Annotated in this window: 15 protein-coding genes; 5 read left to right on the forward strand and 10 right to left on the reverse strand. The window is 36.4% G+C overall.

Annotation, left to right across the window (positions count from 1 at the left end; genetic code table 11):
- Positions 1 to 190: 190 nt before the first annotated feature.
- Positions 191 to 982: an HAD family hydrolase gene (locus WQ54_RS01115; protein WP_046510823.1), complete on the forward strand. Its 792-nt coding sequence runs from the start codon at positions 191 to 193 to the stop codon at positions 980 to 982.
- A gap of 190 nt (positions 983 to 1172) precedes the next feature.
- Positions 1173 to 1625, forward strand: a complete 453-nt coding sequence (locus WQ54_RS01120; RefSeq protein WP_046510826.1) for a GerAB/ArcD/ProY family transporter — start codon at positions 1173 to 1175, stop codon at positions 1623 to 1625.
- On the opposite strand, the gene WQ54_RS01125 is transcribed toward WQ54_RS01120, so the two are convergent.
- The 8 genes from WQ54_RS01125 to WQ54_RS01160 form a co-directional block, all read right to left on the reverse strand.
- Complete coding sequence (locus WQ54_RS01125) at positions 1611 to 3227, reverse strand: glycoside hydrolase (protein ID WP_046510829.1); 1617 nt, start codon at positions 3225 to 3227, stop codon at positions 1611 to 1613. The two genes, WQ54_RS01120 and WQ54_RS01125, sit on opposite strands and share 15 nt — an antisense overlap.
- Before the next feature lie 275 nt (positions 3228 to 3502).
- Positions 3503 to 4495, reverse strand: a complete 993-nt coding sequence (locus WQ54_RS01130; RefSeq protein ID WP_046510832.1) for a glycoside hydrolase family 43 protein — start codon at positions 4493 to 4495, stop codon at positions 3503 to 3505.
- A 364-nt stretch (positions 4496 to 4859) separates the two neighbouring features.
- Entirely contained in the window at positions 4860 to 7229 is a 2370-nt protein-coding gene (locus tag WQ54_RS01135; RefSeq protein WP_046510835.1) for a glycoside hydrolase family 2 TIM barrel-domain containing protein, read from the reverse strand.
- Between the two features lie 133 nt (positions 7230 to 7362).
- A complete protein-coding gene (locus WQ54_RS01140; protein WP_046510837.1) occupies positions 7363 to 8943 on the reverse strand; it encodes an extracellular solute-binding protein in 1581 nt (526 codons plus the stop codon).
- 75 nt (positions 8944 to 9018) lie between these two features.
- On the reverse strand, positions 9019 to 9921 hold the full coding sequence (locus tag WQ54_RS01145; protein WP_046510840.1) for a carbohydrate ABC transporter permease: 903 nt from the start codon (positions 9919 to 9921) through the stop codon (positions 9019 to 9021).
- 15 nt (positions 9922 to 9936) lie between these two features.
- A complete protein-coding gene (locus WQ54_RS01150) occupies positions 9937 to 10905 on the reverse strand; it encodes a sugar ABC transporter permease (protein ID WP_046510843.1) in 969 nt (322 codons plus the stop codon).
- A 623-nt stretch (positions 10906 to 11528) separates the two neighbouring features.
- Positions 11529 to 14672 carry a glycoside hydrolase family 2 TIM barrel-domain containing protein gene (locus WQ54_RS01155; protein ID WP_046510845.1) on the reverse strand — a complete coding sequence of 1048 codons (3144 nt, stop codon included), beginning with the start codon at positions 14670 to 14672 and terminating at the stop codon, positions 11529 to 11531.
- A gap of 204 nt (positions 14673 to 14876) precedes the next feature.
- The gene (locus WQ54_RS01160) at positions 14877 to 15914 is read right to left on the reverse strand and encodes a LacI family DNA-binding transcriptional regulator (protein WP_084821782.1); all 1038 of its coding nucleotides are present in this window, start codon (positions 15912 to 15914) and stop codon (positions 14877 to 14879) included.
- A gap of 638 nt (positions 15915 to 16552) precedes the next feature.
- Between WQ54_RS01160 and WQ54_RS31710 the strand changes: the two genes are divergently transcribed.
- Together WQ54_RS31710 and WQ54_RS01170 are read left to right on the forward strand one after the other, a co-directional pair.
- The gene (locus WQ54_RS31710) at positions 16553 to 20014 is read left to right on the forward strand and encodes a family 43 glycosylhydrolase (RefSeq protein ID WP_197089514.1); all 3462 of its coding nucleotides are present in this window, start codon (positions 16553 to 16555) and stop codon (positions 20012 to 20014) included.
- 329 nt (positions 20015 to 20343) lie between these two features.
- Complete coding sequence (locus tag WQ54_RS01170) at positions 20344 to 20727, forward strand: hypothetical protein (RefSeq protein WP_046510853.1); 384 nt, start codon at positions 20344 to 20346, stop codon at positions 20725 to 20727.
- A gap of 66 nt (positions 20728 to 20793) precedes the next feature.
- Here WQ54_RS01170 and WQ54_RS01175 read toward each other — a convergent pair whose 3' ends face one another.
- Positions 20794 to 22032 (reverse strand): CdaR family transcriptional regulator, encoded by a 1239-nt coding sequence (locus WQ54_RS01175; RefSeq protein WP_046510854.1) that lies wholly within the window; start codon positions 22030 to 22032, stop codon positions 20794 to 20796.
- A gap of 296 nt (positions 22033 to 22328) precedes the next feature.
- Between WQ54_RS01175 and WQ54_RS01180 the strand changes: the two genes are divergently transcribed.
- Positions 22329 to 22553 carry a hypothetical protein gene (locus WQ54_RS01180; protein WP_046510858.1) on the forward strand — a complete coding sequence of 75 codons (225 nt, stop codon included), beginning with the start codon at positions 22329 to 22331 and terminating at the stop codon, positions 22551 to 22553.
- A gap of 119 nt (positions 22554 to 22672) precedes the next feature.
- Here WQ54_RS01180 and WQ54_RS32360 read toward each other — a convergent pair.
- On the reverse strand, positions 22673 to 23098 hold a 426-nt coding region (locus WQ54_RS32360), incomplete at its 5' end, for a transposase (RefSeq protein WP_197089515.1).

Here is a 23098-nt window from a genome sequence, read left to right on the forward strand (position 1 = left end):
ACATAAAAATAAAGCAATGTAAAGCTCGTTCATTTTGCTGACCTATATTGATTGAAATGGTTACGCGAACTACGGGACAGAGGAGAGCGCTTAGGAATCTCCCAGTCCATCTGCTTATGATGAGTGCCTGCAGCGGAAATCCGCAGGCAAGTTTAAAAGTGCTAAAAATAAAGAACATTTGGAGAAGAAGATGACAAACTACAAAATTTTATTTCTAGACATTGATGGAACAATTTTAAGACCTGACGACACAATTGAAGAATCAACGAAGAAAGCAGTTGCGGAGGTAAAGCAAAAAGGTGTAGAAGTTTTTCTTGCTACTGGAAGACCTTTGCATGAAATTGCTCATATAGCTGAGGAATTATCAATTGAATCATTTATTGGCTATAATGGTGCTTATGCGATTCATAAGGGCGAAGATATTTTTAGAACACCAATGAAAACTGAAACGGTTAAAAGTTTTGTGGAAATAGCAAAAAACAATGGCCATGAACTGGTACTATACACTCATGAGAAAAATATTTTCTCAAATTTAGAAAGCTCTCTCGTTAAGGATTTTATACATGCTTTTCATATAAAAAACAATGAAGCCTACTCATTAGATGTTATCCATTCGATACTCGGAATTACATTGATTAATTTAAGTGAAAACGAGCAAGCTTTGTATGAAAAGGATGATCCTTCTATTCATTTATCACAAGTAAATGTTGATGGGCTCCGCCATTGCTACGATGTGATTAGAGATAATGTTAATAAAGGAATCGCTGTTCAGCACATTCTTGAACTCCTTAATATTCCTAAGGAATCTGCGATCGCTTTTGGAGATGGCATGAACGACAAAGAAATGTTAAGCTTTGTCGGTGAGGGTTTTGCAATGGGAAATGCACATCCTGACCTTTTTCAATATGCCAAACATAAAACAACAAAGGTAATAGATTCTGGAATTTACAATGGTTTAAAATCACTAGGGCTAATTGATTAATCCACCCATTTTATGTAAATAAATATACGCTTTTTTACTGGCTTGATCATCGTGCAAATCAATTCTGAATTTGCACTTTTTTTATTTATCCATCCCCCTGTATAACTGTTCCAAGGTCACCCATACTAATATAATGAAAAATTAGGCTTCAAGATCTTACTATTCACTTTTCTATTTACAGGGAGATTTAATGGATATAAAGAAAATAAGCACTCTCCAGTTATTTTATGTCATAGTTAGCTTTCAAATAGGAAATACATCAGTTTATGGCTTAGGCGGAGGAGCAAAGCAATACGCTTGGCTGGTCATCGTTTTGGCCATGCTTTGCGGCTTTATTTGGATGTTTGTTTATATAAAATTATCATCCTATTATCCGGATGATACCCTGCTGCAGATGATTCCTAAGATTAATGATAAGTTCTTATCATATCCAATCATTTTGATTTTCATCGTTTATTTTACCTATTTAGCTTCCAGAGCTTGCCGTGATTTCGCCGATCTTATTGCTACGACAATCTTAGTTGAAACTCCCATGAATTTTTGTGGTTTGAGGGGGGATTTCCCCCCTCTTTTTTATACTATGATTCTTTCTTCTAAAATCGCGTTTTGCCAGCTAATTCTTTTATTGTTATTGAGCAACTAACGTCACAACTGATCTTGGAGGAATTTTAACTGCTTTTTTAGCAGGTATTAAATTCTTTTCCTCTAAATCAGCATGTTCTGACGTAATATATGGTTTAAATTGAATCGCTTGCTTTTTCCCTGGAAGATTGTCTACATTAACTTTCACAGATTTTTCTTCGTTACTATAATTAACAAATACTACAGATAATTGATCATCTTCTTCATGATAGTAGGCAGATCCCATTAGCTCCTCTTGATCATTTGCCCCTTGTAAATCAACACGGTAAGCTCCAGGTCTTACAAATCGACTGTAGTTCCCTAATGTCCAGAGTAATTTTGACTCTATGATCGTTTCTTCATCACCAGGATTAGAATAATCTGTATAAATTAATCCATCCTTATAATCGTATCTTGACAAAGCTAACCACCATTGCCAAGCTGAGGCTTGAGTTTCTACCATATCAAAATGAATTAATCTAGCTACATCAAGTGCTGTTTTCATTGTCAAATCTCGTCCAGGTCCGTTACTTCCTAAAATACAATATTCAGACATCCAAAGTTTAACATCTTGTCCATATTGATTTAAATTTTCGCGTACATATTTTCTTAAAGTGACAAGTCGGTTTGCACCTGAGAAATGATCTGACCAATACGCATGTGCACTAATCTTATTTCCAATGATCTCATTAATTACAGAATCCCCTAATAATTCTTTGATGTATTCACGATATTTTCCAGGGTAACTGCCATTGGCATTGCCACTGTTGTATACATTACTACCGCCAGTAAATTTTGCATACATTTCATCATCAAGCAATGAGGTATACTCTACTGCTTCAGCAGCATCAATTTCTGTATCAAGTCCTCTTTTTTCAATTTCCTTGTGTAATGCTAAGATAACTTTTTTTATATCTTCAATGTTATAACGGTTACCTTCTTGTCCTGCATAATCCCAGCTCCATGTTGGTTCATTAATAGGACTAATATATTGGAAAGGTAATTTTTCTTGTTCAAAATGCTCTAATACATCCGCTAAGAATACAGCGAAATCATCAATAGAATCTTCTTTTAAATTGGTGCTGCCTACAGACGGATCAGGCTGAGCATGTCCATTCTTTGTCATCCATACAGGTGGGCTGTTGACAAAAGCAATAAATTCGTCAACACCCCGTTCCTTTGCTGCTTTAAGAAACCATTGCTGACCAGCTTGATTGGTCCAATCATAGGGATTCTTTTCACCTGATTTAAAACTCTCAGTTCTTCTCCATGGATCTATAATAATTTCTTTGTCTGTTTCTTCACTGCCAGCTCCAATATTAAAACGCCACATGGATAAACCAATTCCCTTTTCCTTTGAAAATAAGAGATCGGCAACCTTTTTCTTCTTTTCCTCTGACCATTCAGAACCTATTTTATCGATGGACCAAGCACCAGATGCACCGAATCCATCAATTTCTTGATACTTATTTTCTACATCAATATTTATTTCCTGAGTATTTTGATTTTTTTTCGTGGACATATTGTTTTCCTTTGCTTTAATATCTGTTGTGACGAATGTAAACATGAGTAAGAATATCGATAATTTACATAACCAAGCAACTATCTTTTTATTGGCAAACATGCTCTACCTCCATTACTAAAAAAATTTTCATACATCTCTCTAATGATTAGATTTTTTCCACACTTAAGGAAATACTGACGGTCTATTTATGATAACTCCAGTCCTTGGGATTGTTATTCAATTACTTGTGCGATAGACACCACCTCCATAGATGGTATACGATGAATCAGGTTTTACGAAGTAAATATTGATCGATTGTTTATCTATTGCCTAGTCGCTAATGACACCGATTCCATTTTTCAAGTACATTTTGTTTAACTAAATAAGCCTTATCTTTAACCATGTAAATCAACTCGAGGTTTTTTTATCTTAAAGCAATCCTCCGTTTCCTCTACTTCATAAATCTTTGCTCTAGACTCAGGAGTACTGAATGGATGATGAAGAATTAACATCCAAACATCTTCAAATGTTTTGAACAGCATACCGTGTCCACTATCGCCTTCAACTAAAGGATCTAGTTGTTCCCATGGCCCCTCTAGCTTACCAGACATGGATCTGGCTATTGTTTGGACATATCCTTCGTTGTTATAGCTTGACCAGAGCATAACAAGGTGACCACCTTTTGTTCGGTATAATTGACACCCATCAGATACATAAACGGAAGGCTTTACGTTTGGATTTCGTTCAGCATTGATCCATGGGGCATCTGAAGCTTTAAAAAGATGTAGTGGTTCCCCATCAGCTGCAGTCAAATCATCTTTTAGCGGAATGGCCTCAAACGTACCATCAATTACCTGAATCCACTCATGGCAATAAACCATCCAAGGCTTTCCGTTTTCATCTTCATATAAGGTTCCATCCAACGTCATGAAGTCTCCAGGTGGCACTGGCCCATCTGTTTTTAATAATGTAAAAGGTCCCTCTGGGGATTCGGAAACTGCAATGCTTGTCCCGCGAAGATGATTGGTTTTCCAAACCTCTGGTGGTTCTGCAAGTATCTTCTCTCTATTATGAAGGGTTACGAATAAATAGTAGTTTCCATGGTATTGGTGAACCTCTGGTGCCCAGGTGCCATGCTGCGGATGTGCCCATGTCCCGTCAGGAACTTCGAAAACGACATATGGTCCCTCCCATTCTAGTAAATCCTTGCTTTTATAAACTAGGACTCCATTTCTTTCTAAGTCTGTTAATTCTGGAATTCCAGTTGTATATAAATAGTAGGTATTCGTTTCTTGATGTAACAAGACAAACGGGTCATGAGCAGGAATATCTTTAAGTCGGTGTCCCTTTCTAGGGTTAGAGATATCCGACGCTTTATTATATGGCATTTTAACATCTCCTTATGGATATATTTGTAAAACGAACTTCTCATTTCTTTCCTTCTACACTATTAGAAAAGGTAAGGCTATTTTCGTAAACTTTGTTGCTATTTACCTATTTCCACACCAGAAGCTTGCTTTCCTTGAGGCAAGCCGAGCCTCCCCATCCTAAATGCCTGTAGCATCTCACCAGCTCCGCTGTCTCATAGTCTTACTTTACTCTTCAGTAATAGTTGAATACTTTGCTTTTGATCACCCAGTATCAAATCTAGTCCTACTTGTTTATATGATTATACTTTATATGGTATGTAAGACTTTCAGGTACCCATTAGGTTAGAAAGGCACCTGAAAAATGTTTGTTCAGTTGTTGCTTTTATTCAACCTTTATTTCAACAGAAGAACCTTCCAAACCAACAGAAGTTGTCTTTAATGTAATGGTTCCAGGTTGATCGGTGGTTTTTACATAAATTAACAATTTTCCGTTATAGGCATTTCTGCAGGTTGCTTTATAGTCCTGATGACTAGCTGGATTACTGCATTCCATTCCAATAACTTCACCAGGTCCTTCAATCTTGCAATCTACTTGATTATAGGCGACATAGACTAGATTATTGTCCACATCAAGGATATTTACTTCCACATGTGCTACATCCTGTTTGTCAGCTTTAAGCGTTTTTGTATCTGGGTATAACTGTAACTTGGCCGGCTCACCTGCTGTCTTTAATTCATGTGTACAACAAATCGTTCCGTTTCTTTTACCTACTGCCTTTAGCGTACCCTTAGCGTATGGAATGTCCCAATAAAGAGTTCCTCCTGGGAAGTTATCACGTTTTTTGACACCGACAGATTCACCATTTAACAATAATTCGACCTCAGGGCAATTTGTACAACAAGCCACCCTTACTGTTTCTCCTTCCTTCCCCTTCCACGCGCATACAACTTCACGGTCCCAATTAATTTGATGAGGATTTTCCTCCTTAAAAGAAGTTATCCCTATATGGACCATATGATGCTCGGACCATTGACTTTGTTTAAAATAGTATAAAGGTTTTTTAAATCCAGCAAGATCGAGCATTCCAGGTGTTGCGTGCCGTACTGGCCATCCACGAGCTTCTCCCAAATAGTCAATCCCCGTCCAAATAAATTGGCCTGATATGAAGTTTTTGTGATCTACAGCCAACCAAGCATCATGATGCCTTCCGTTTTCACTTCCATAAATTACTCTATTAAGGTATTTTTCATGGTCTTTTTGATAACGAAACTCTTGATAGTTATAACCCACCACGTCAAGAGCATCAGGAAATTCAGTTTCATTCGACATAATGACACTAGCTAGAGCTGCTGTTACAGGCCTTGTTGGATCAAATTGCTTTACAACCTTTGCCAACCTTTTCGCAATATCGCCCATTTCCCTAGCTTCAGGTCTGTCAGGTTGGTATCTCTCTTCAAGTACAGAATGTGAATAAGGGTCATTTGGATAATCAATTTCATTGCCGATACTCCAAAAAACAATTGATGGATGGTTCCGGTCTCTTAAAACCATATCCCTCAAATCTATCTCTGCCCACTCAGTAAAGTCGGAAGCATACCCGTCCAAAGATGGTTCGCCAATATTCCACCCCTCTACCCACTTGTTCTTAGGATGTTCCCACTCATCAAATGCTTCATCTTGGACTAAAAATCCATAAGAATCACACAGATCTAGTAACTCTGGTGCTGGAGGATTATGACTCATTCTGATCGCATTTACACCAGCCTCTTTTAATCGCTGCAAACGTCTATGCCAAACCTTTTCAGGAACAGCCGCCCCAAGACACCCTGCGTCATGATGGATACATACACCTTTGAATTTAATATTTTTTCCATTAAGATAGAATCCTGAGTCCGCATCGAAATGAAAAGTTCGAACACCAAGAGGAGTCGTTTCAGCATCTATCACTTCCCCATCTTTTATCACCTTCGTTTCCACAATGTATAAATGCGGATTTTCTGGAGACCACAGATTTGGCTGTTCTAGAAATAGAGAGTACGAAAAGTCCTGTTCACCATTTGCTGGAATTTTCTCTACAGATGAATAAGCAACTATTTCTTTACCGGCAGCATCTTTTATTAGATGGTCAATTTGAAATGTAGCTTCGTTTTGATATTCATTTTTCATACTTGTTTGAATATGGATTTCTGCTTCTGAAGTTGAAATGTTCGGAGTTGTAACAAATATTCCATACGGCTTGATATATACGCGGTCAGTCAAATGGATAAATACATTTCGATAAATACCAGATCCCGGATACCAACGAGAATCAGCAAAATCGGAGTGATCTACTCTCACAGCAATCACATTTTCTTGTTTTTCGAAGTTTATATATGGGGTTAAATCATAATGAAATGAGCTGTATCCATAAGGTCTTTTCCCAAGAAAGTGTTCATTAATCCACACTTCACTATTTTTATAAATTCCATCGAATTGAACAATTATTCTCTTTCCCTTTAAGCTATCAGGAACAATAAAATTCTTTCGATACCATCCAATACCACCTGGCAAATATCCTGTTGAGCTTGCATATTCCTTCTTAAATGGACCTTCAATACTCCAATCATGCGGCAAGTCTAATGTTCGCCAATCTGAATCATCAAATCGACTTTTAAATGCGTCAGAGTTGTCACCTTTTAGGAATTTCCAATCAAAGTTAAACTTTCTGCTCTTAACAGACAGATCCCATTCTTGAGTTATCACACTTACCATAATCAGCTTACACTCCTTATCTATAAATGATAACTTTACTTAATTGCAGCTAATAATATTTCTCAAGATTGATAGATAAAGGGCTATCAAACATATATGATAGCCCCTTTTTCACTTAAAATATAATCTCTGCTTAATTGCCTTCTACAAGCTTTTTATATTTATCCATTTGTTTTTGGATTTCTTTTAATACCTTCTCATATCCTGCTGCTTCTAATCTCTTACGGAAATCTTCAACAGCTTTTTCTGGATCTCCTGCCTTACCAAAAGCAATTGCTGGTACCATTTGTGCAGTCACTTGTGAAAGAGCAGCAATTTCAGCTTCTACAGGGGTACTATCAAAAACAAATCGGCCATATGGGAACGGCTTCTTAATTTTATCGTACTCTGCGTAAATCTCAGTAATTCCTTCCCATTTGTCAGCACTCGGGATTTCGAACTTATCAACACGTCCACCCCAGAAGTTTGAAGAGAATGAATCTTTTGTTTCATCATAACCTTCAGGACGAACACGTTTGCCGTCTGCAATTTCATATTGTACGCCTTCAATACCATAGTTGAATAATTTGTAAATTTCTTCATCGTTTCGAATTAGATCGTATACCATTAGGGCACGCTCAGGGTTTTTACTATGAGCCCCAACAGCTGTAGCACCGTGAGTAACGGACATTGAAGTTAAGTTGTCACGTGTATCAGACCAAGCAAACATATCGATTTCTGATCCTGGTTGTTTCGTGTCCATTTGCACACGTAAGCCTGAGAATGTTTCTGTATGATGCTGGTCAGCACCAGTTTTTCCTGCTTGGAATAACGCTCTTGTGTCACCTTTATAGTTCAATACGTCAGAACGCCAGTAGCCTTTATCTGCCCAATCCTTCATAAGCTTAGCATAGTCTACAAAAATATCTTCGAACACTGGACTCATAACTGTATAAGGTTCATCATGAGATTTACCCCAATAAATTGGGAATACTCCAGTAGCGATTGGAAGTTCAATTGCATCAGAATAAGATTGTGTATATCCCCATGCTGTCGTAACGTTTGTTCCTGGTGTATCCCATGGAATGACACCTGGTTTATTATCGATAATGCCTTGGAAGTATTTTCCCATTGTTTCAAAATCTTCAATTGGCTCAGTAATTCCAAATTCTTTTGCCCAATCTGTGCGATAGAAAAAGCCGTGGTTAACCCATTGAGTAAAAGAGTCCTCAGGAATCATGACAATTTTGCCGTCATATTTTGTTTGCTCCCAATTTTCATCAGTAACTTCTTCCCATGTTTTAGGTGCATATGTTGGCAATAGCTCAGTAATATCCTTAAATGCACCCTTTTGTGCATTTCCCCATGCATCTAACCAGTCAGTAGCTGTGATGATTAAATCAACTGGTTCACCAGAAGCTAGAGTTAAATTATACTTTGTCATATAGTCCGCCCATTCGATCCATTTTATTTCAAGATGAGCGTTAACTTTTTCTTTTAATTTAGCATTTACTTGTTCCATTACTTTTTCTAACTGTCCATTTGTCGGTTTATCTCCCAACGCCAGCATGGTAATGGTTACAAATTCAGACGTATCAATTTCCCCATTTTCGTTTACCTTTGTACTTGGCTCCGATTTTTCTGAGCTTGTTTGGCTGGAACCATTGCAGGCAGCTAAACTAAAGGTTAACAGCATGACCATGAATAGGACCAAGACCTTTCTCATCTTCAACATTTCATTTCCTCCCCTTTTTTTCTTTTTTCTTTCTTACACTCTATGAAACAAGGAAGATTCCTTAATCATATTCCATTACCCCTTAACTGCACCAATTGTAATCCCTTGAATAAAGTACCGTTGTACAAACGGGTAAAATAGGATAACTGGTCCAGTTGCCACAATTGCTGTTGCCATTTTCATGGTTTCCAATGGTATTTCTTGTGGAGCTACGTTGGAAGCTGCCGCAGAGTTCCTTATGAAATCGGCACTAGTAATAACGTTATAAAGAAACAACTGCAAAGGCCTGTATTCCATATTAGGTGAAAGGAAAAGCATCGCATTATACCATTCATTCCAATATCCCAGGGCAATGAAAAGTCCTATTGTCGCCAAGGCTGGAGTTGACATTGGCAGAATTAATCTTAAGAAGATTGTGAAATCCCCCGCACCATCCATCTTCGCAGATTCCGTAATCTCATGTGGAATCGACTTTGTAAAAGACTTCATCATAATAATTAGAAATGGACTCAGCAATCCTGGCAGCAGTACAGCAAGGTAATTATCTTTAAGATGCAGATACTGAGTAATTAAAAGATAAAACGGTACAAGTCCGCCTGAAAAAAGTGTTGTAAAGTAGATATAAAAGGATATTTTATTACGATACAAGAAATCTGAGCGTTGCAATGCATAACCTGTCATCGCGATAATAAACAAACCTACTGCAGTCCCAACAAGCGTAATTACCATCGTTACGGCATATGATCCAATGATCAGTCTTGGATTTCGAAAAACAATTTCATATGCAAATGTCGAAAATTCTTTCGGCCATAAAGCAAATCCGCTTTCCATAATTGCCTTTTCAGACGATAAGGAAGATGAAACGATCAAAACAAAGGGAAAAAGACAACATAGAGCAAAAAGACCAATAAAACCATATCCAATAATACGAACCATAATGGTAGAAAAATCTATATTTCGTCTGGCTGTAGTTTCCATAAATACATCCCTCCTTTAAAACAGTGAGTTTTCTGGCGAAACCTTTTTCACAATCCAGTTAGCTATAATGACGATAAGGAATCCAAAAATAGATTGATATAAACTTACAGCACTTCCTAATGAAAAGTTAAAATTCGTCATCAATGTTCGGAATACGTAAGTCTCAATAATATCTGTGGTTGGATAGAGCATTGTATTATTAGCGCCAACTAAGTTATAAAACAAACCGAAATTTCCTTTTAATACTCCACCTAAAGAGAACAGTAGTAAAATGATAAAAGTCGGTTTAAGCCAAGGAATAATGATATATCTAATACGCTGGAAAGCATTCGCCCCATCGATTTCTGCTGCCTCTAAAATGGATTTATCAAGACCCATGATCGCAGCAAAATAAACGATTGATCCATAGCCTGTTGATTGCCATAGGAAAGTAATGACAATAATATAAGGCCAAATTGAAGGGTTTGAATAAGTTTGTACCGGATCCAGCCCAATCATTTTTAAAAATGAGTTAAGTACACCATAATCGTAACTAAGGATGTTATAGGCTAAGAGTCCAATTAAAACTGCGGAAATAAAGTGTGGTAAAAACATAATGGTTTGTGATACTTTTTTGAACCATTTACTTGTCAATTCGTTGAGCATGATAGCTACAGCTATTTGCAAGAAATTACCTAAAACAATGAATGCTAAGTTATAAGCAATAGTATTAAAGGTTAACTTCCACAAATCTCCGGTCATGATCAAAAAGCGAAAATTATCAAGCCCAACGAAAGCGCTATCAAATATTCCAAGTGAATAATCGTAGTTTACAAATGCAAGATATAATCCCGGCATTGGCAGATACGCAAATATAGCAAAGAAAATAATGGCAGGCAAACACATGAGAAGAAGCGTTCGGTTCTTCCACATTCTTTTTAATGCAGACTCTTTTGTTCGTTTTTCAACAATAGGTGTCTGTGATTGTACAGTTACAGTTTTCATATAAATCCCCCCTAAACATCATGATCCAAACTCTGAAAGCAGCAATTCATTTAACAAAAAGCTATAAATTGATCCATTAGAACTAATCTTCCTTCATAACGATATACCCAAAAAATACCTTTCAAGTAACTGCAAAGTTGTTTATTCGGAGAATCAGAAAATGAAATGGGTTTCAAAAAAAATTTTATAAGTCTCTCAATTTAGATGAATCTTTATTTCATTATGTATGATTCCATCAGAGTATTGAAACGGGTTTCATTTAATGGGTAAGCAGTTTCTTGTTCGAAAACACCACAGACATCCTTTAGATCAATTTCACTTGAAAGCGGTTTCTATATTTTCATTATATTCCGGCTTGTATTAAAAGTAAATAGCCTAATTTTAAAAATTTTTAATATTATAATTCTTCTAAAAATTGTTTGGATTATATTTTTTATATCGTTTTAAGTAATTAGCTGGAAATTTTTTAGGGCTTTTTTACCATTTGTTATCATTCTATGTTCCCTTGGACTAAAAAGAAAAAACCAAGGGAACACAAACCATCTTAAAGCGGAATTTCATATCAAAATACCAAATACGATTCTTTAAGCCTTACTGATAAAAACGTCAACGCAGACAAAGCACTACATTTCCTTTATATAAATCCCCTTAAGTTTAAACGTATAAGAATAGCATCGATTGGCAAATAGCGTGAATTCTGGATGTGTTTTTTGTCCCCAGCTATCATCTCCACCTACGCCCATCTGTTTATCATTAATCCGTATTACTGTCTTATTGCTTGGTGGTAATTTATAACCGTGATCATGTTCTTCAAGCTCAAATGGATTATATGGTAAGGCATTGATCTCAACTGTAGGGCATCCGGATATCTTTAGTCCTACCCCCTGTTGATTGGATAGCACCGCCCATCTAACACCAGTTTTATTTCCGCATTCTTGAGGTCTTAAGTATGGCACATATTGATCTTTTACTTTGCCGCTGTATAATCCAATTTTTGCGCCTTTCTCTTTATCCCAATAATTTTCATAAGGGCCTTTTCCATACCAAGTGATCGTATCAAACGTCCTATCTAATACTGTCATCATTCCAACCTCTGGTATCTCAGGAAGGTCGTTTCCTGGCTTCAACTCATAATCTACTGTTATTTCTCCATCACCCGCTATAGTGTAAACTATCTTGCAGGATGACATTGTTGTTAGCAAACTATAATTAGTTGTAACGACAGTAGTCGAACTATTTTTCGTTTCAACTAAAAATGATGTAAGAACTTTATTTATTCCCGCTTCTCTCCATACTGAACTACGTTCATGCAATTTATTCCCACGATCATTATCAGTCATTGCCCGCCAAAAATTCATGCCTAACTCATTCACAAGTAAAGGGACATCACCCCATCTATAGGACTCTAAGTTTCCATTTTTCTTATTAAAAACGATATTAAAATTAGAGCCGCTTATTGTTACATCATTTTCAGCTTCTAAAACAATTATTTTAGGTAATGTGGCAGGAATACTTTCTGATGTTGCTTTCACTGCAGGAATGACAAATTGTTCAAAAGCAACTTCATGGCCTTGTTGAGCCCAACTTGTGCTATTTTTTAACTGCAGGCTAATAGTTAAAATGTATTCATCTGACTGTTTACAGCTTTCAGGAAGAGAGTAACCTAATTTTATTGTTTTTGTAGAGCATGGTTCTACCTCAATCTCTGAAGCTCCCCTTTGGATTACCACACCATTTTTTGCAAGCTGCCAAACTAAATCAAACTCTTGCAAGTCTGTAAACAGATAGTTATTCACCAAATGAACATGGCCTTTTGCGATATTATTCGCTGTAAAACGAACATTCTGATAACATTTTTTCACCTCGATAATCTTTGGTGAAATCGTGCCATCGGCAAAAATCAAACCATTTCCTGAAAAGTTACCATCATGCGGTGTTTCTCCAAAGTCACCTCCATAAGCTAAGTAAGGCACACCATCCTTTGTCGTTGTTTCTAAAGCTTGATCCTTCCAGTCCCAAATAAATCCGCCTTGAAGGATAGGATATTTTTCAAATAAATCCGTATATTGGAAGAGATTTCCGCATGAGTTCCCCATTGCATGGCTATACTCGCATAAAATGTACGGTTTCGGTTTTTCTGCTTTCTCAGCACTTTCAGCATATTTCTTTACCCCTTCAGGATTTATATACATAGTGCTCTCAATATCTGAAGCAGCTTCTGATTTACGGAAATGGAAAATTCCTTCATAATGGACAATTCTCGCAGGGTCATTCTTCTTAAAAAAGTCGTGCATTATGAGAAAATTATCTCCACCAAATGATTCATTTCCTAGTGACCAAATAATAATCGATGGATGGTTTTTATCTCGTTGAAACATTGAATTACATCTATCAAGGACATTTTCCCGCCATTCAGGCTTGCTTCCTGGCACCGTATCCCCTTCATCTTTTTGCCCATACTTCCATGTCCCATGGGTTTCAAGATTTGTTTCATCAATCACATATAAACCATATTCATCACATAATTCGTACCACAACGGGTGATTCGGATAATGAGATGTACGGACGGCATTAATATTATGTTGTTTCATAAGTTTAATATCATTGATCATATCATCATAACCAATTGCTCTTCCTTTATCCGCTGCAAACTCATGTCGGTTTACACCTTTGAAGACAATTCGTTTACCATTGATTTTCATTAGACCGTCTTTTATTTCAAATGTTCGGATTCCAACCTTACAGCTTTCTGTTTCTAGAATGATTCCGCTTTCATTTTTTAAGATGAAAACAAGTGTATATAGATATGGTGTTTCTGCACTCCATTTAATTGGATTTTTTAAATGAGTTGAAGCATTAATCGAAATAAAAGATTGATTCATCATGTCCACTCTTATTTGAAGTGAGTCCTCTAAAACAGGATTATTCTCTTGGTCATAGAGCATTGCTTCAACAGAATAACCATTAACTTCCTGCTCAAAGACATTTTTGATTTTTGCTTCAATATTCAATTCTGCATCCTTATATTCATGATCCAATTCCGTGGTTACAAAGAAATCATTTATATGAACTTCAGGTGTCGAATACAAATAAACATCTCGAAAAATCCCACTCATTCTCCAAAAATCCTGGTCCTCTAACCAACTCGCATCACACCAACGATAGACTTCTACAGCTACCTTATTTTCTCCGTTTATTAAGTAAGGTGTTAAATCAAACTCTGCTGGTGTAAAGGTATCTTCACTATATCCGACAAATTCTCCATTCACCCACACATAAAAGGCTGATTCTACACCTTGAAAGCTGATATAAACCGGTTGGCCGCTCCAATCCTCTGGAACCGTAAATTCCCGAATATACTGTCCAACAGGATTATAGTTTATTGGTGCAAAAGGCGGCTTTATATCTTCTCTTCCTTCCCACGGATATCTAAGGTTTGTATATTGAGGATAATCATAACCTTGTAATTGCCAGTGTGAAGGTACCTTGATCTCATCCCACTCACTAGAATCATAATCCTTCTTAAAAAAAGCTTGATTTCTTATTTCAGGATTCTCATAGAATGCAAATTTCCAGTTTCCGTTTAACGAAAAATAAAATTCGGATGAAGTTCTGTCCCCTTTTAAAGCCTCCTCCACTGTCTTAAAAGGCATCAATGTTGCATGAGCTTCCATTCGATTTAACTGAAAAATCTCAGGGTTATTATTCCATTCTGGATATCCATTTTCAGGTGGAGAATACTTATATTTCTTTAGCTGTTTGAGCATAAAAATACCTCTCTTCTATAAATTTAAACTCCGATTTCTATTTCAACACACTATAAATGAAACCCGTTTCATATTTAACAAAAAAAAGGAATATAAATGACCCTTATAGTGAAATTAATTACTATAAAATTATATTCCTCAAGACATGAAACCCTTTACATTTTTATCCTAACTCGATTTTTAAAAAGAAGCAATATTATTTTACTATTCCGAATATATTTTACAAGAATCCCTTAATACAAGTGATGTTGGAACAACTGTCTCTTTCTCTGCATCTTTCTCATTAATTAAATCTACTAATATATTGATTGCCGTTTGTCCCAACTGATCATAATTTTGGCTTACAGTAGTAATTCCTGGGGGGAAATGCTGTGCAAGATAAATATCATCAAACCCAACAACTGAAACATCATCTGGGACCTTTAAGCCAAATTTGGTAAGGACTTTTATTACCCCAATCGCTACAAAGTCATTGGCACAGATTAGCGCTGTGGGCCTTTCTTTTAGATTAAGCAATTGACCTGCAACTTCTTCACCAGACTCAATACTAAACCCGGTTCCAAAAACCCAATCTTTGTTGATACTTATCCCTTTCTTTTTCATTACTTTAACAAATGTATTCCTTTTTAAATCTGTTGAACTTATTCCTTCTTTCCCACCAAGAAAACCAATCTTTCTATGATTTAAATTTACTAATAATTCTACAAGTTTTTCTGTCCCTGTCTCTTCATCAGTTCTAACAATATGGGCATCAACCCCAGCCATTTGACCATTAACAAAAACAACTGGAATTCGTTCCATCACTGTCTTCATTTCTTCTGCATATTCCTGATCAGTGTCAGTATCATTAATTCTCCCACCTAGATAGATAATCCCATCAACCTGTTTTTCTACTAGGCTTTGCAAGTATTTAGATTCATTTTCTGAGTTGTTCCTCGTATTGCACAAAAATGTTGTATACCCTAATTTTAATGCATGTGCTTCACTGCTTTGCACCAATGTTGAGAAAAATGGATGATTAATGTCTGGTAAGATAAAGCCAATCGTCTTCGATTGCTTATGGAATAAACTTCTTGCTAAACTATTAGGTCTAAAATTATATTTTTCAATAACATCAACTATTTTCCGCGTTGTCTGTGGGCGTACTTTTGCATTTCCAGTTAAGACTCTCGAAACTGTAGCTGGTGATACATTGGCTTCTTTTGCAATGTCATATATTGTTATATTTTCTTTTTTCATCATTTTCCTCCATCGCCAATGATATTCTTTTTATTCAAGAAGGATTATTGAAAACTCATTTTACCTGTTTGAATGATTATCATAACCATTCGTCATCACATATCTTTGTACCTACCTATTGATGAATATATACTTATCTTTATTTAAGAAGCCATTTCTTATCAAGTAGAAGAAATGTAGGTTTTTTTATAGTCTTAGGAATGAACTTTTTATCTCCCCGTTAAATTAGTTCCTCATTTCTTTATTTTTTTTTGACTTTAACTTCACTTGTTGCCATTCAAGACTAATTGACGCTTCCCTAGTCATCTAACACAAAGCAACTGTATCATATTTTCCTTCTTTCGGCACTGAATTAAATTCTACAAACAAAAGGAAGACTTTTTTGCCTTTCGAAGGTATTAAAAAATAGAAAACCATTATCCTTATTTTAACTTTTCATTGACAGAATAAAAAATACAAAGTATATTGAAACCGGTTGCAGTTTCAAAATATTCAGAATTTGAAATTTGCCTCCCACCCTCTATTGAGATCATTTTACCTCAAGACCTACATAACTGTAAAAAACGAAATTCCCTGCATCAAGAAATGCTTCCTAATTCTTTCACAACTTCATTATTTATTTAGGAGGAATGACCTTGCCTATGACAAAAAAACTAGTTTCACTCATGCTGGTCATCTTAATGGCCGCAGCTTCTTTCATCATTACACCATCTTTTGCAACAGAAACAACTAGCGGAGATCTAACAACATTTTCAGAAGAAGTTAAAGAAAATGACTACATTCTTTATTTTGTAAATGCGGGTGACCCCACCCATGACACTGTTGAAGGAACAGATAAAATGGGGATCTTTTCTAGTAAAACAGAGCAAATCTATGGTACTGATCCAATAACAGGAAAAAAATGGGGCTTAGTCACCTCAACAACAAGCACAAGTGTTAATGATTCAGGAACTAAATATGGGACATTACGCTATTACAATGGTCCTCAAACCCGCGATAAAGCAATAAAATATAAGTTTGAATTACCCGAGGGACAGTACGATCTTACTTTCGGCTTTAAGAACCCTTGGAGCGGCCGCAGCGTTAATATTCTAGGTGAAGGAATCAATCTATCAAATGGTGATTTTGATATTGGTAGTTACTCAGCTGAAAAAGAGGTTACGTATCAGCAGGTGCAGGTAACTGACGGTGAACTGGATGTTTCTATTCAAGGACCTGCATCAGCTAATCTAACTGTTCATAATGATCCTTTGGTTAACTACATCATCATAAAAAAATATGTTGTTATCCCTCTCACTGATCTGGAAGCGAAAATCGAAGCAGCAAAAACGGAAGCGGAAAAGACAGATACTTATACAAAGTATAGCTTGGAAGGACTGACAGATGCTATTGACGAAGCTGAAGCTTTAGTCGTTACGATTCAAGAAAATAACCTTGATATTGAATCGAAAGAAATCCAGACAAAAATAAGAGAGGCGTTAGAAAACTTGGAAGAAGCCATTAACGGACTTGCACTAGATATTCCAAATGAATCCTTTAAGCCCGGACAAGAATGGAAAGATACGAATGGAGCCATCATTCAAGCACATGGCGGCGGGATTATGTACGATGAGAAGACAAAAAAATATTATTGGTATGGAGAAGATAAAACAAATGGTTATCTTCCAGCAAGAGGTGTAAGAGTTTATTCATCGCCAGATCTTTATAACTGGACGGACGAAGGACTTGCACTAACAGCTATTGAATCAATGGAACAATTTGAAACCGATCCGTTCATTTCAAAGCTTTATGAAGGACGAACTGATAAAGCTGATATCTTAAATGACATCGGTACAGATAGGGTAATTGAAAGACCTAAAGTAATTTACAACGAAAAAACAAAGAAATATGTCATGTGGATGCACACAGATGGCCCTTCTGAAACATCAAATGCTATGTACGCGAAAGCTGAAGCAGGCTATGCCTTAAGTGACTCTCCTACCGGACCGTTTGTCTATCAAGAAAGCAATCGTATGGATAGAGCTCCAGAGGATGCCGAATATAATGGACAGCCAGATCAGCCAGGTATGGCACGTGATATGAACCTGTTTAAGGATGATGACGGGACGGCCTACCTGATCTATTCCAGTGAAGAAAACATGACTATATATATTTCAAAATTAAACGAAGAATATACAGATGTTGTAGGATGGCATAGGGATGGCAAGGAAGAACGGGATAAAACCTATAAAGCTGTTTACGGAGAGGATTATATTCGAGTATTTCCTGGTGCACAACGCGAAGCTCCGGCTATGTTTAAATATGCTGGAAAATACTATATGATAACATCTGGTGCAACCGGTTGGGATCCCAACCCTGCTCGATATACAGTTGCCGATGATATATTTGGAGAATGGAAGCCCCTCCGCAATCCAGCTGTAGGAGAGAAAGCCTCTACAACCTTTGATTCACAAAGCACGAATGTCATACCTGTTGATCCGGAAAACGGAAAATTCATTTTCATGGGTGACAGATGGAATAAAAATGATTTAGGTAATTCCAGATATGTTTGGCTGCCAATTGAATTTGGCCAAGATGATGAAATTATTTTGCAATGGTATGATGAGTGGAAGCTGGAACTCTTAGACAGGATGGGAAAGGTTACCATTAATACCTTACTCCCTGAAAAAGTGGCAATAGATGAAATTCCTAATCTGCCAAATGTTATTAATGTAACAAATACACAAGGAAAACAAATGGAAACTTCTGTTAAATGGACGATTAAACCAGAAGAATTTTCCAAACCAGGCACGGTTACAGTTGAAGGGGTTTTACCTGAATTAGCGAACAAGGTAATTCGAACAAAAATCCTGGTTATTCCAGACAATGTTCGATACTTCGTTCATGCAGGAGGAGCAGAAACAAGCGATTATAAGCTTTGGTCTTCGTATATGCAAAAAACACTTATGAATAAAGACATCATCGACCAACAATATGCACCTGAAAAAGGTTTGACATGGGGATATGTTGGTGATCGTACGAGACCAGCCGGCAGTGAAGGAGGAGATTTATTCTCAGCATTACGCTACCTGCTAAGGGACTCTGGAGATGATCTGACTTATAAATTCGACCTAAAAAACGGAAACTATACAGTTTATACTGGACTTTATGACCCTTGGTATACATCAACAAGAGGAAGCAGAAAAGCGAATATCTTGCTTAATGGAGTAACCCAAACGAGCGGTTATGTCTTTACTGATTCCTATGATGTACTTGAATATGAACACGTAAATATTACCGATGGAAAGCTTGATCTCACTGTACGAAGAGTACCTGGTTCACCTGATCCTCAGATTAGCTGGATCATGATAGCAGAAGAAGATACGACCGCACCCGTCGGAGATTTTACAATTAATAATGGGGCAGAGTACACAAATAAACAAAATGTCACTCTCTCCTTTTCGGCAGAAGATGATCTAAGTGGGATAGAACAAGTTCGCTTCTCTTCTGACGGAGAGATATGGACTGACTGGCAAGACTATGAATCTACTAAAGATTTTGCTTTACCAGCAGGTGATGGGCAGAAAACTATTTTTGTCCAATTTAAAGACAAAGCTGGCAACATTAGCACAACTACACAAAAGCAAATTACGCTAGATACGATCGGGCCAGTGATTGAATTTACAGGCAATAAAGAAATCTATGCTGTTGATTCTTTTATCGCGATTTCATGTGATGCTGATGATGATTTATCAGGAATCAAAAATGTTGAATGCCCAGTTGTAGATGATATAGCCTTCAGCTTTAAAATCGGTGAAAACGAAATTTCAGCTACTGCAACTGACAAAGCAGGTAATACCACTGAAGCAAAAACTGTATTTACAGTCACGGTGGATTTTTACAGCTTAAGCCGATTAACCGAAAGCTTTGTCAATCAGGATGATATTGCACATTCTCTTACAAAGAAATTATTATCCGCTAAAGAAGCGGCTTCAAGAGGGAATCGTGAAGCTATGGAAGGAACACTCCAAGCTTATACCAATCAAGTGGCTGCACAAAGTGACAAGTCGATTACAACTGAACATGCTGTCTTGCTCATTTCATTGACAGCTTATCTAAAATAATTGCCAATGGAAAGGAGAACCTCCTTATTCTTCTAAAGAAAGCAGTATTTTAGAGAGCTATACTATTTAAATTTTACATTATTTAAAAAATGAGCTCCATCCTTTAGAGGAAATGGAGCTCATTTTTTGCCTTTATTTTCTTTATGAGCTTCAAATAAAACAAAACTACAGTCAAATTACCCCTTCAACACGTATTAGTAATTTCTCATCATCAAGCTTACTTTTATAATAATTTATCCCTCTCCTTAATTGGGGACTATCCCCCGTCAGAATAAATATTCGAAATAATGTAAATAATAGCAACAAAAAGATTTTAGGAGAGTTGGTTTATGCTACAAGATAAAAAGAATTATGTGGAAGATCCAGATTTTTTAGAAAAAAGAATGAAGGTCTCCAAAATGACGAAAGATCCTTTATTGCAAATTGAAATGTTTGAAAATGAGACAGCAAAACAAAGGTTAATGCAATTAGTCTCCGTTGCTCAGGAGACGTTTTTATATACAAGGGATACTGTAGAAATACATACCTCAGATCTTAACCTTATGTTCAGGGCGATGCTTCATTTAGTAAGACTATCAAAAGATGATCTTTCCGATCTTGAATATTGCTATGTTTTAAGTAATTTAGATCATGTCACCACGAAATTGATACAATGTTGTGAAGAGATTAAAACATATTCTGATTCACCTATGGTGAGAAAAAAGAAGCGGTAAAGCTGCTTACATGAAAGATAGAACAGATGTCGGCTCAAAAACAGAACCTTCATCTGTTTTATCTAGCTACCTCCTTTGTCCCTTAAGCAGCATCAAATCAAGATATAACTGACATTTTTGATTGAAGTCCGAAAAGTCTATATTGGTGAGTTCAGTTATTTGCCTAATTCGATAATTTAAGGTGTTAGGATGGATAAACATTTGCTCTGCAGTTGGCTTTAACTTACAATTATTTACTAGGAAATATTCAAGAGTTTTTAACAGCTCTGTTTGACTCTCTTGATCCTTTCTTTGTAAAATTACCAAGCTTTTATTTTGGTAATTCCCTCTTTTGTTCTTATCTCTAATGACATCAAGATAGCGAAAAATCCCCAGCTTTTCATATTCATATGGCACATTTTCCTGAGTTCCTATTTGGTCGGCAATCTCCACTACCTCAAGGGCCTCTTCATAGCTTGAAGATAACAGACTAATATCCTGATATTCATTTCCAATCCCAATATATATATTTGAATAACGCTTCTCATCAAAATTGGTTAACAAATTTTCAACGATTTGCAACCCTGCAGCTGTTGGAGAATATTTGAGAGAATAGCAGCCGATAATCATAACAATATTAGATTGATTTATCAGAACATGACTTGTATTATCCTTTAAATTCAAATAGGATTTGATGGTTTCTTTTAATTCTTCAACAAGTTCTTCCTCCGCATTTACAGCATTTACCACCATGATGCTGTAAATCGACGGGAGGACGATATTCAGTTGTGACGCTTCCCATCTAAGCTCCTTCTCATTTCTAAAACCATGATTAATTGCTTTTCTAAAAAACCGTTCGATTTCTTCTTCCTTCTGCTGTTTGAGCTTATTCTTTTTATAAATGGTTTTCCCTACATGAAAGGAGACTTCATATAAAAACTCCATTTCTTCTTCTGTAAGATTCTCTTCTATTTCTTGAACCCAAATATACCCCATAATCATATCTTTATATTTTGCACTTACCACGACGCGCTGGTTTAATCCAATTTCCTTCATTTCATTGATTCGAAAGGGGGTCGGAATGGTTTTTAATTGATCAATTATTCCTGTTTCCACAAACCTTTCAAAAATATTTAATGGGCATTTTTTTGAAAAAATTGTTTGCTGATTCGCTTTATCAAAGTGATCCACATAATAGGAATTGTAAGCTAACAGAAAAAAATGATCACTTTCCAGAATCACCGGTTTCTTTAATCCATTGCTTATATGATCGATCATGTCATTCAGATCGGATAATGAAAAAATGCGTTCTAATAACTCGTTCATAGGCCTCGTTCTCCTACACCGTTTTATCCTTATCATACTTTGCAAATGGACGAATGTATAGCTTAATTCAAAGACTATTTTATAGATGCCTGTTAATTCGATCATTCTCTCGGATATTGGATCAACAATCAGTAAATATCTGCACGAAAAACTGTATTTGATTTTAGCAAATTTTGCTATTATAGAACTAAGTTATAGCAGGACAATCGAAGGATGAAAATTGTCATTTACTATTTTTTCCTTTTTTTGAAGTGTTAGAAATTGCATCTATTATGTAGTCAGAAGGAGGGTAAAAATTGACAGGATTAGTTGCAGTTGTCATGATTTTCTCAATACCCATTATTGCGATTGTTACGAACCATTTCCAAACTCAGTCCAAGATTAAGCATAAGATGATCAGAGAGGAAATAGAATTAGAAAAACTTAAGCATGAGAACTTTTTATTAGAAACGGAAAAAATGAAACTTGAGCTTGAACAGATAAAAATAGGTGAATCCCCTAACAATAAACAAGTTTTTTAAAAGGATTTCCTTCCCCTTTAAAGTAAAAAATCCCCTGAGATCAGGGGATTTCAGACCGTAGACAAACCCCCTTTCAAATCCTTGATTTGAAAGGGGGTTTGCATTTATTCTCTATTTTCTTAGGCTGGGCATGGATACTTCCATGCCCAGTTTGCCATTTTCTTGAGATTCATGGCAGCAAAAGTTAGCATCGCCTGCATGGCCACTTTTTTAATTCCTCTTAAAGTGGTCCATCGCATACCATGCTTTTCTTTAGCATCTGCAAAGACACGTTCTATTGTCTCTTTTCGTTTAGCGTATATGCTTTTATTCATTTCTGTATGCCGTAAATGATTAACTTCATCAATGTTATCTTCCCAAATATGTCGGTGAATCATTTTCCTCTTGTTCTTACTTTGTGTACAGGAATCAAGGAGTGTGCAATCCTTACAAATGGCTGGATTTGATGCGTATTGTCTGTAACCATCCCTGGTCGTTGTGCGGTAAGGAAGTATTTGATCCTTCGGACAAATATAACAATCATAATATTCATCGTAGACATATTC

Origin of the sequence: Bacillus sp. SA1-12, from assembly GCF_000981385.1 — a bacterium.
In the GTDB taxonomy this organism is placed as follows: domain Bacteria; phylum Bacillota; class Bacilli; order Bacillales; family Bacillaceae; genus Metabacillus.

What these genes read in the sequence shown, in the direction of transcription:
- WQ54_RS01140 (WP_046510837.1), bottom strand. Translation starts at nt 8,943, where the DNA reads ATGTTGAAGATGAGAAAGGTCTTGGTCCTATTCATGGTCATGCTGTTA.
- WQ54_RS01160 (WP_084821782.1), bottom strand. Translation starts at nt 15,914, where the DNA reads ATGATGAAAAAAGAAAATATAACAATATATGACATTGCAAAAGAAGCC.
- WQ54_RS01135 (WP_046510835.1), bottom strand. Translation starts at nt 7,229, where the DNA reads ATGGTAAGTGTGATAACTCAAGAATGGGATCTGTCTGTTAAGAGCAGA.
- WQ54_RS01115 (WP_046510823.1), top strand. Translation starts at nt 191, where the DNA reads ATGACAAACTACAAAATTTTATTTCTAGACATTGATGGAACAATTTTA.
- WQ54_RS01170 (WP_046510853.1), top strand. Translation starts at nt 20,344, where the DNA reads ATGCTACAAGATAAAAAGAATTATGTGGAAGATCCAGATTTTTTAGAA.
- WQ54_RS01155 (WP_046510845.1), bottom strand. Translation starts at nt 14,672, where the DNA reads ATGCTCAAACAGCTAAAGAAATATAAGTATTCTCCACCTGAAAATGGA.
- WQ54_RS01120 (WP_046510826.1), top strand. Translation starts at nt 1,173, where the DNA reads ATGGATATAAAGAAAATAAGCACTCTCCAGTTATTTTATGTCATAGTT.
- WQ54_RS01175 (WP_046510854.1), bottom strand. Translation starts at nt 22,032, where the DNA reads ATGAACGAGTTATTAGAACGCATTTTTTCATTATCCGATCTGAATGAC.
- WQ54_RS01150 (WP_046510843.1), bottom strand. Translation starts at nt 10,905, where the DNA reads ATGAAAACTGTAACTGTACAATCACAGACACCTATTGTTGAAAAACGA.
- WQ54_RS31710 (WP_197089514.1), top strand. Translation starts at nt 16,553, where the DNA reads ATGACAAAAAAACTAGTTTCACTCATGCTGGTCATCTTAATGGCCGCA.
- WQ54_RS01145 (WP_046510840.1), bottom strand. Translation starts at nt 9,921, where the DNA reads ATGGAAACTACAGCCAGACGAAATATAGATTTTTCTACCATTATGGTT.
- WQ54_RS01130 (WP_046510832.1), bottom strand. Translation starts at nt 4,495, where the DNA reads ATGCCATATAATAAAGCGTCGGATATCTCTAACCCTAGAAAGGGACAC.
- WQ54_RS01125 (WP_046510829.1), bottom strand. Translation starts at nt 3,227, where the DNA reads ATGTTTGCCAATAAAAAGATAGTTGCTTGGTTATGTAAATTATCGATA.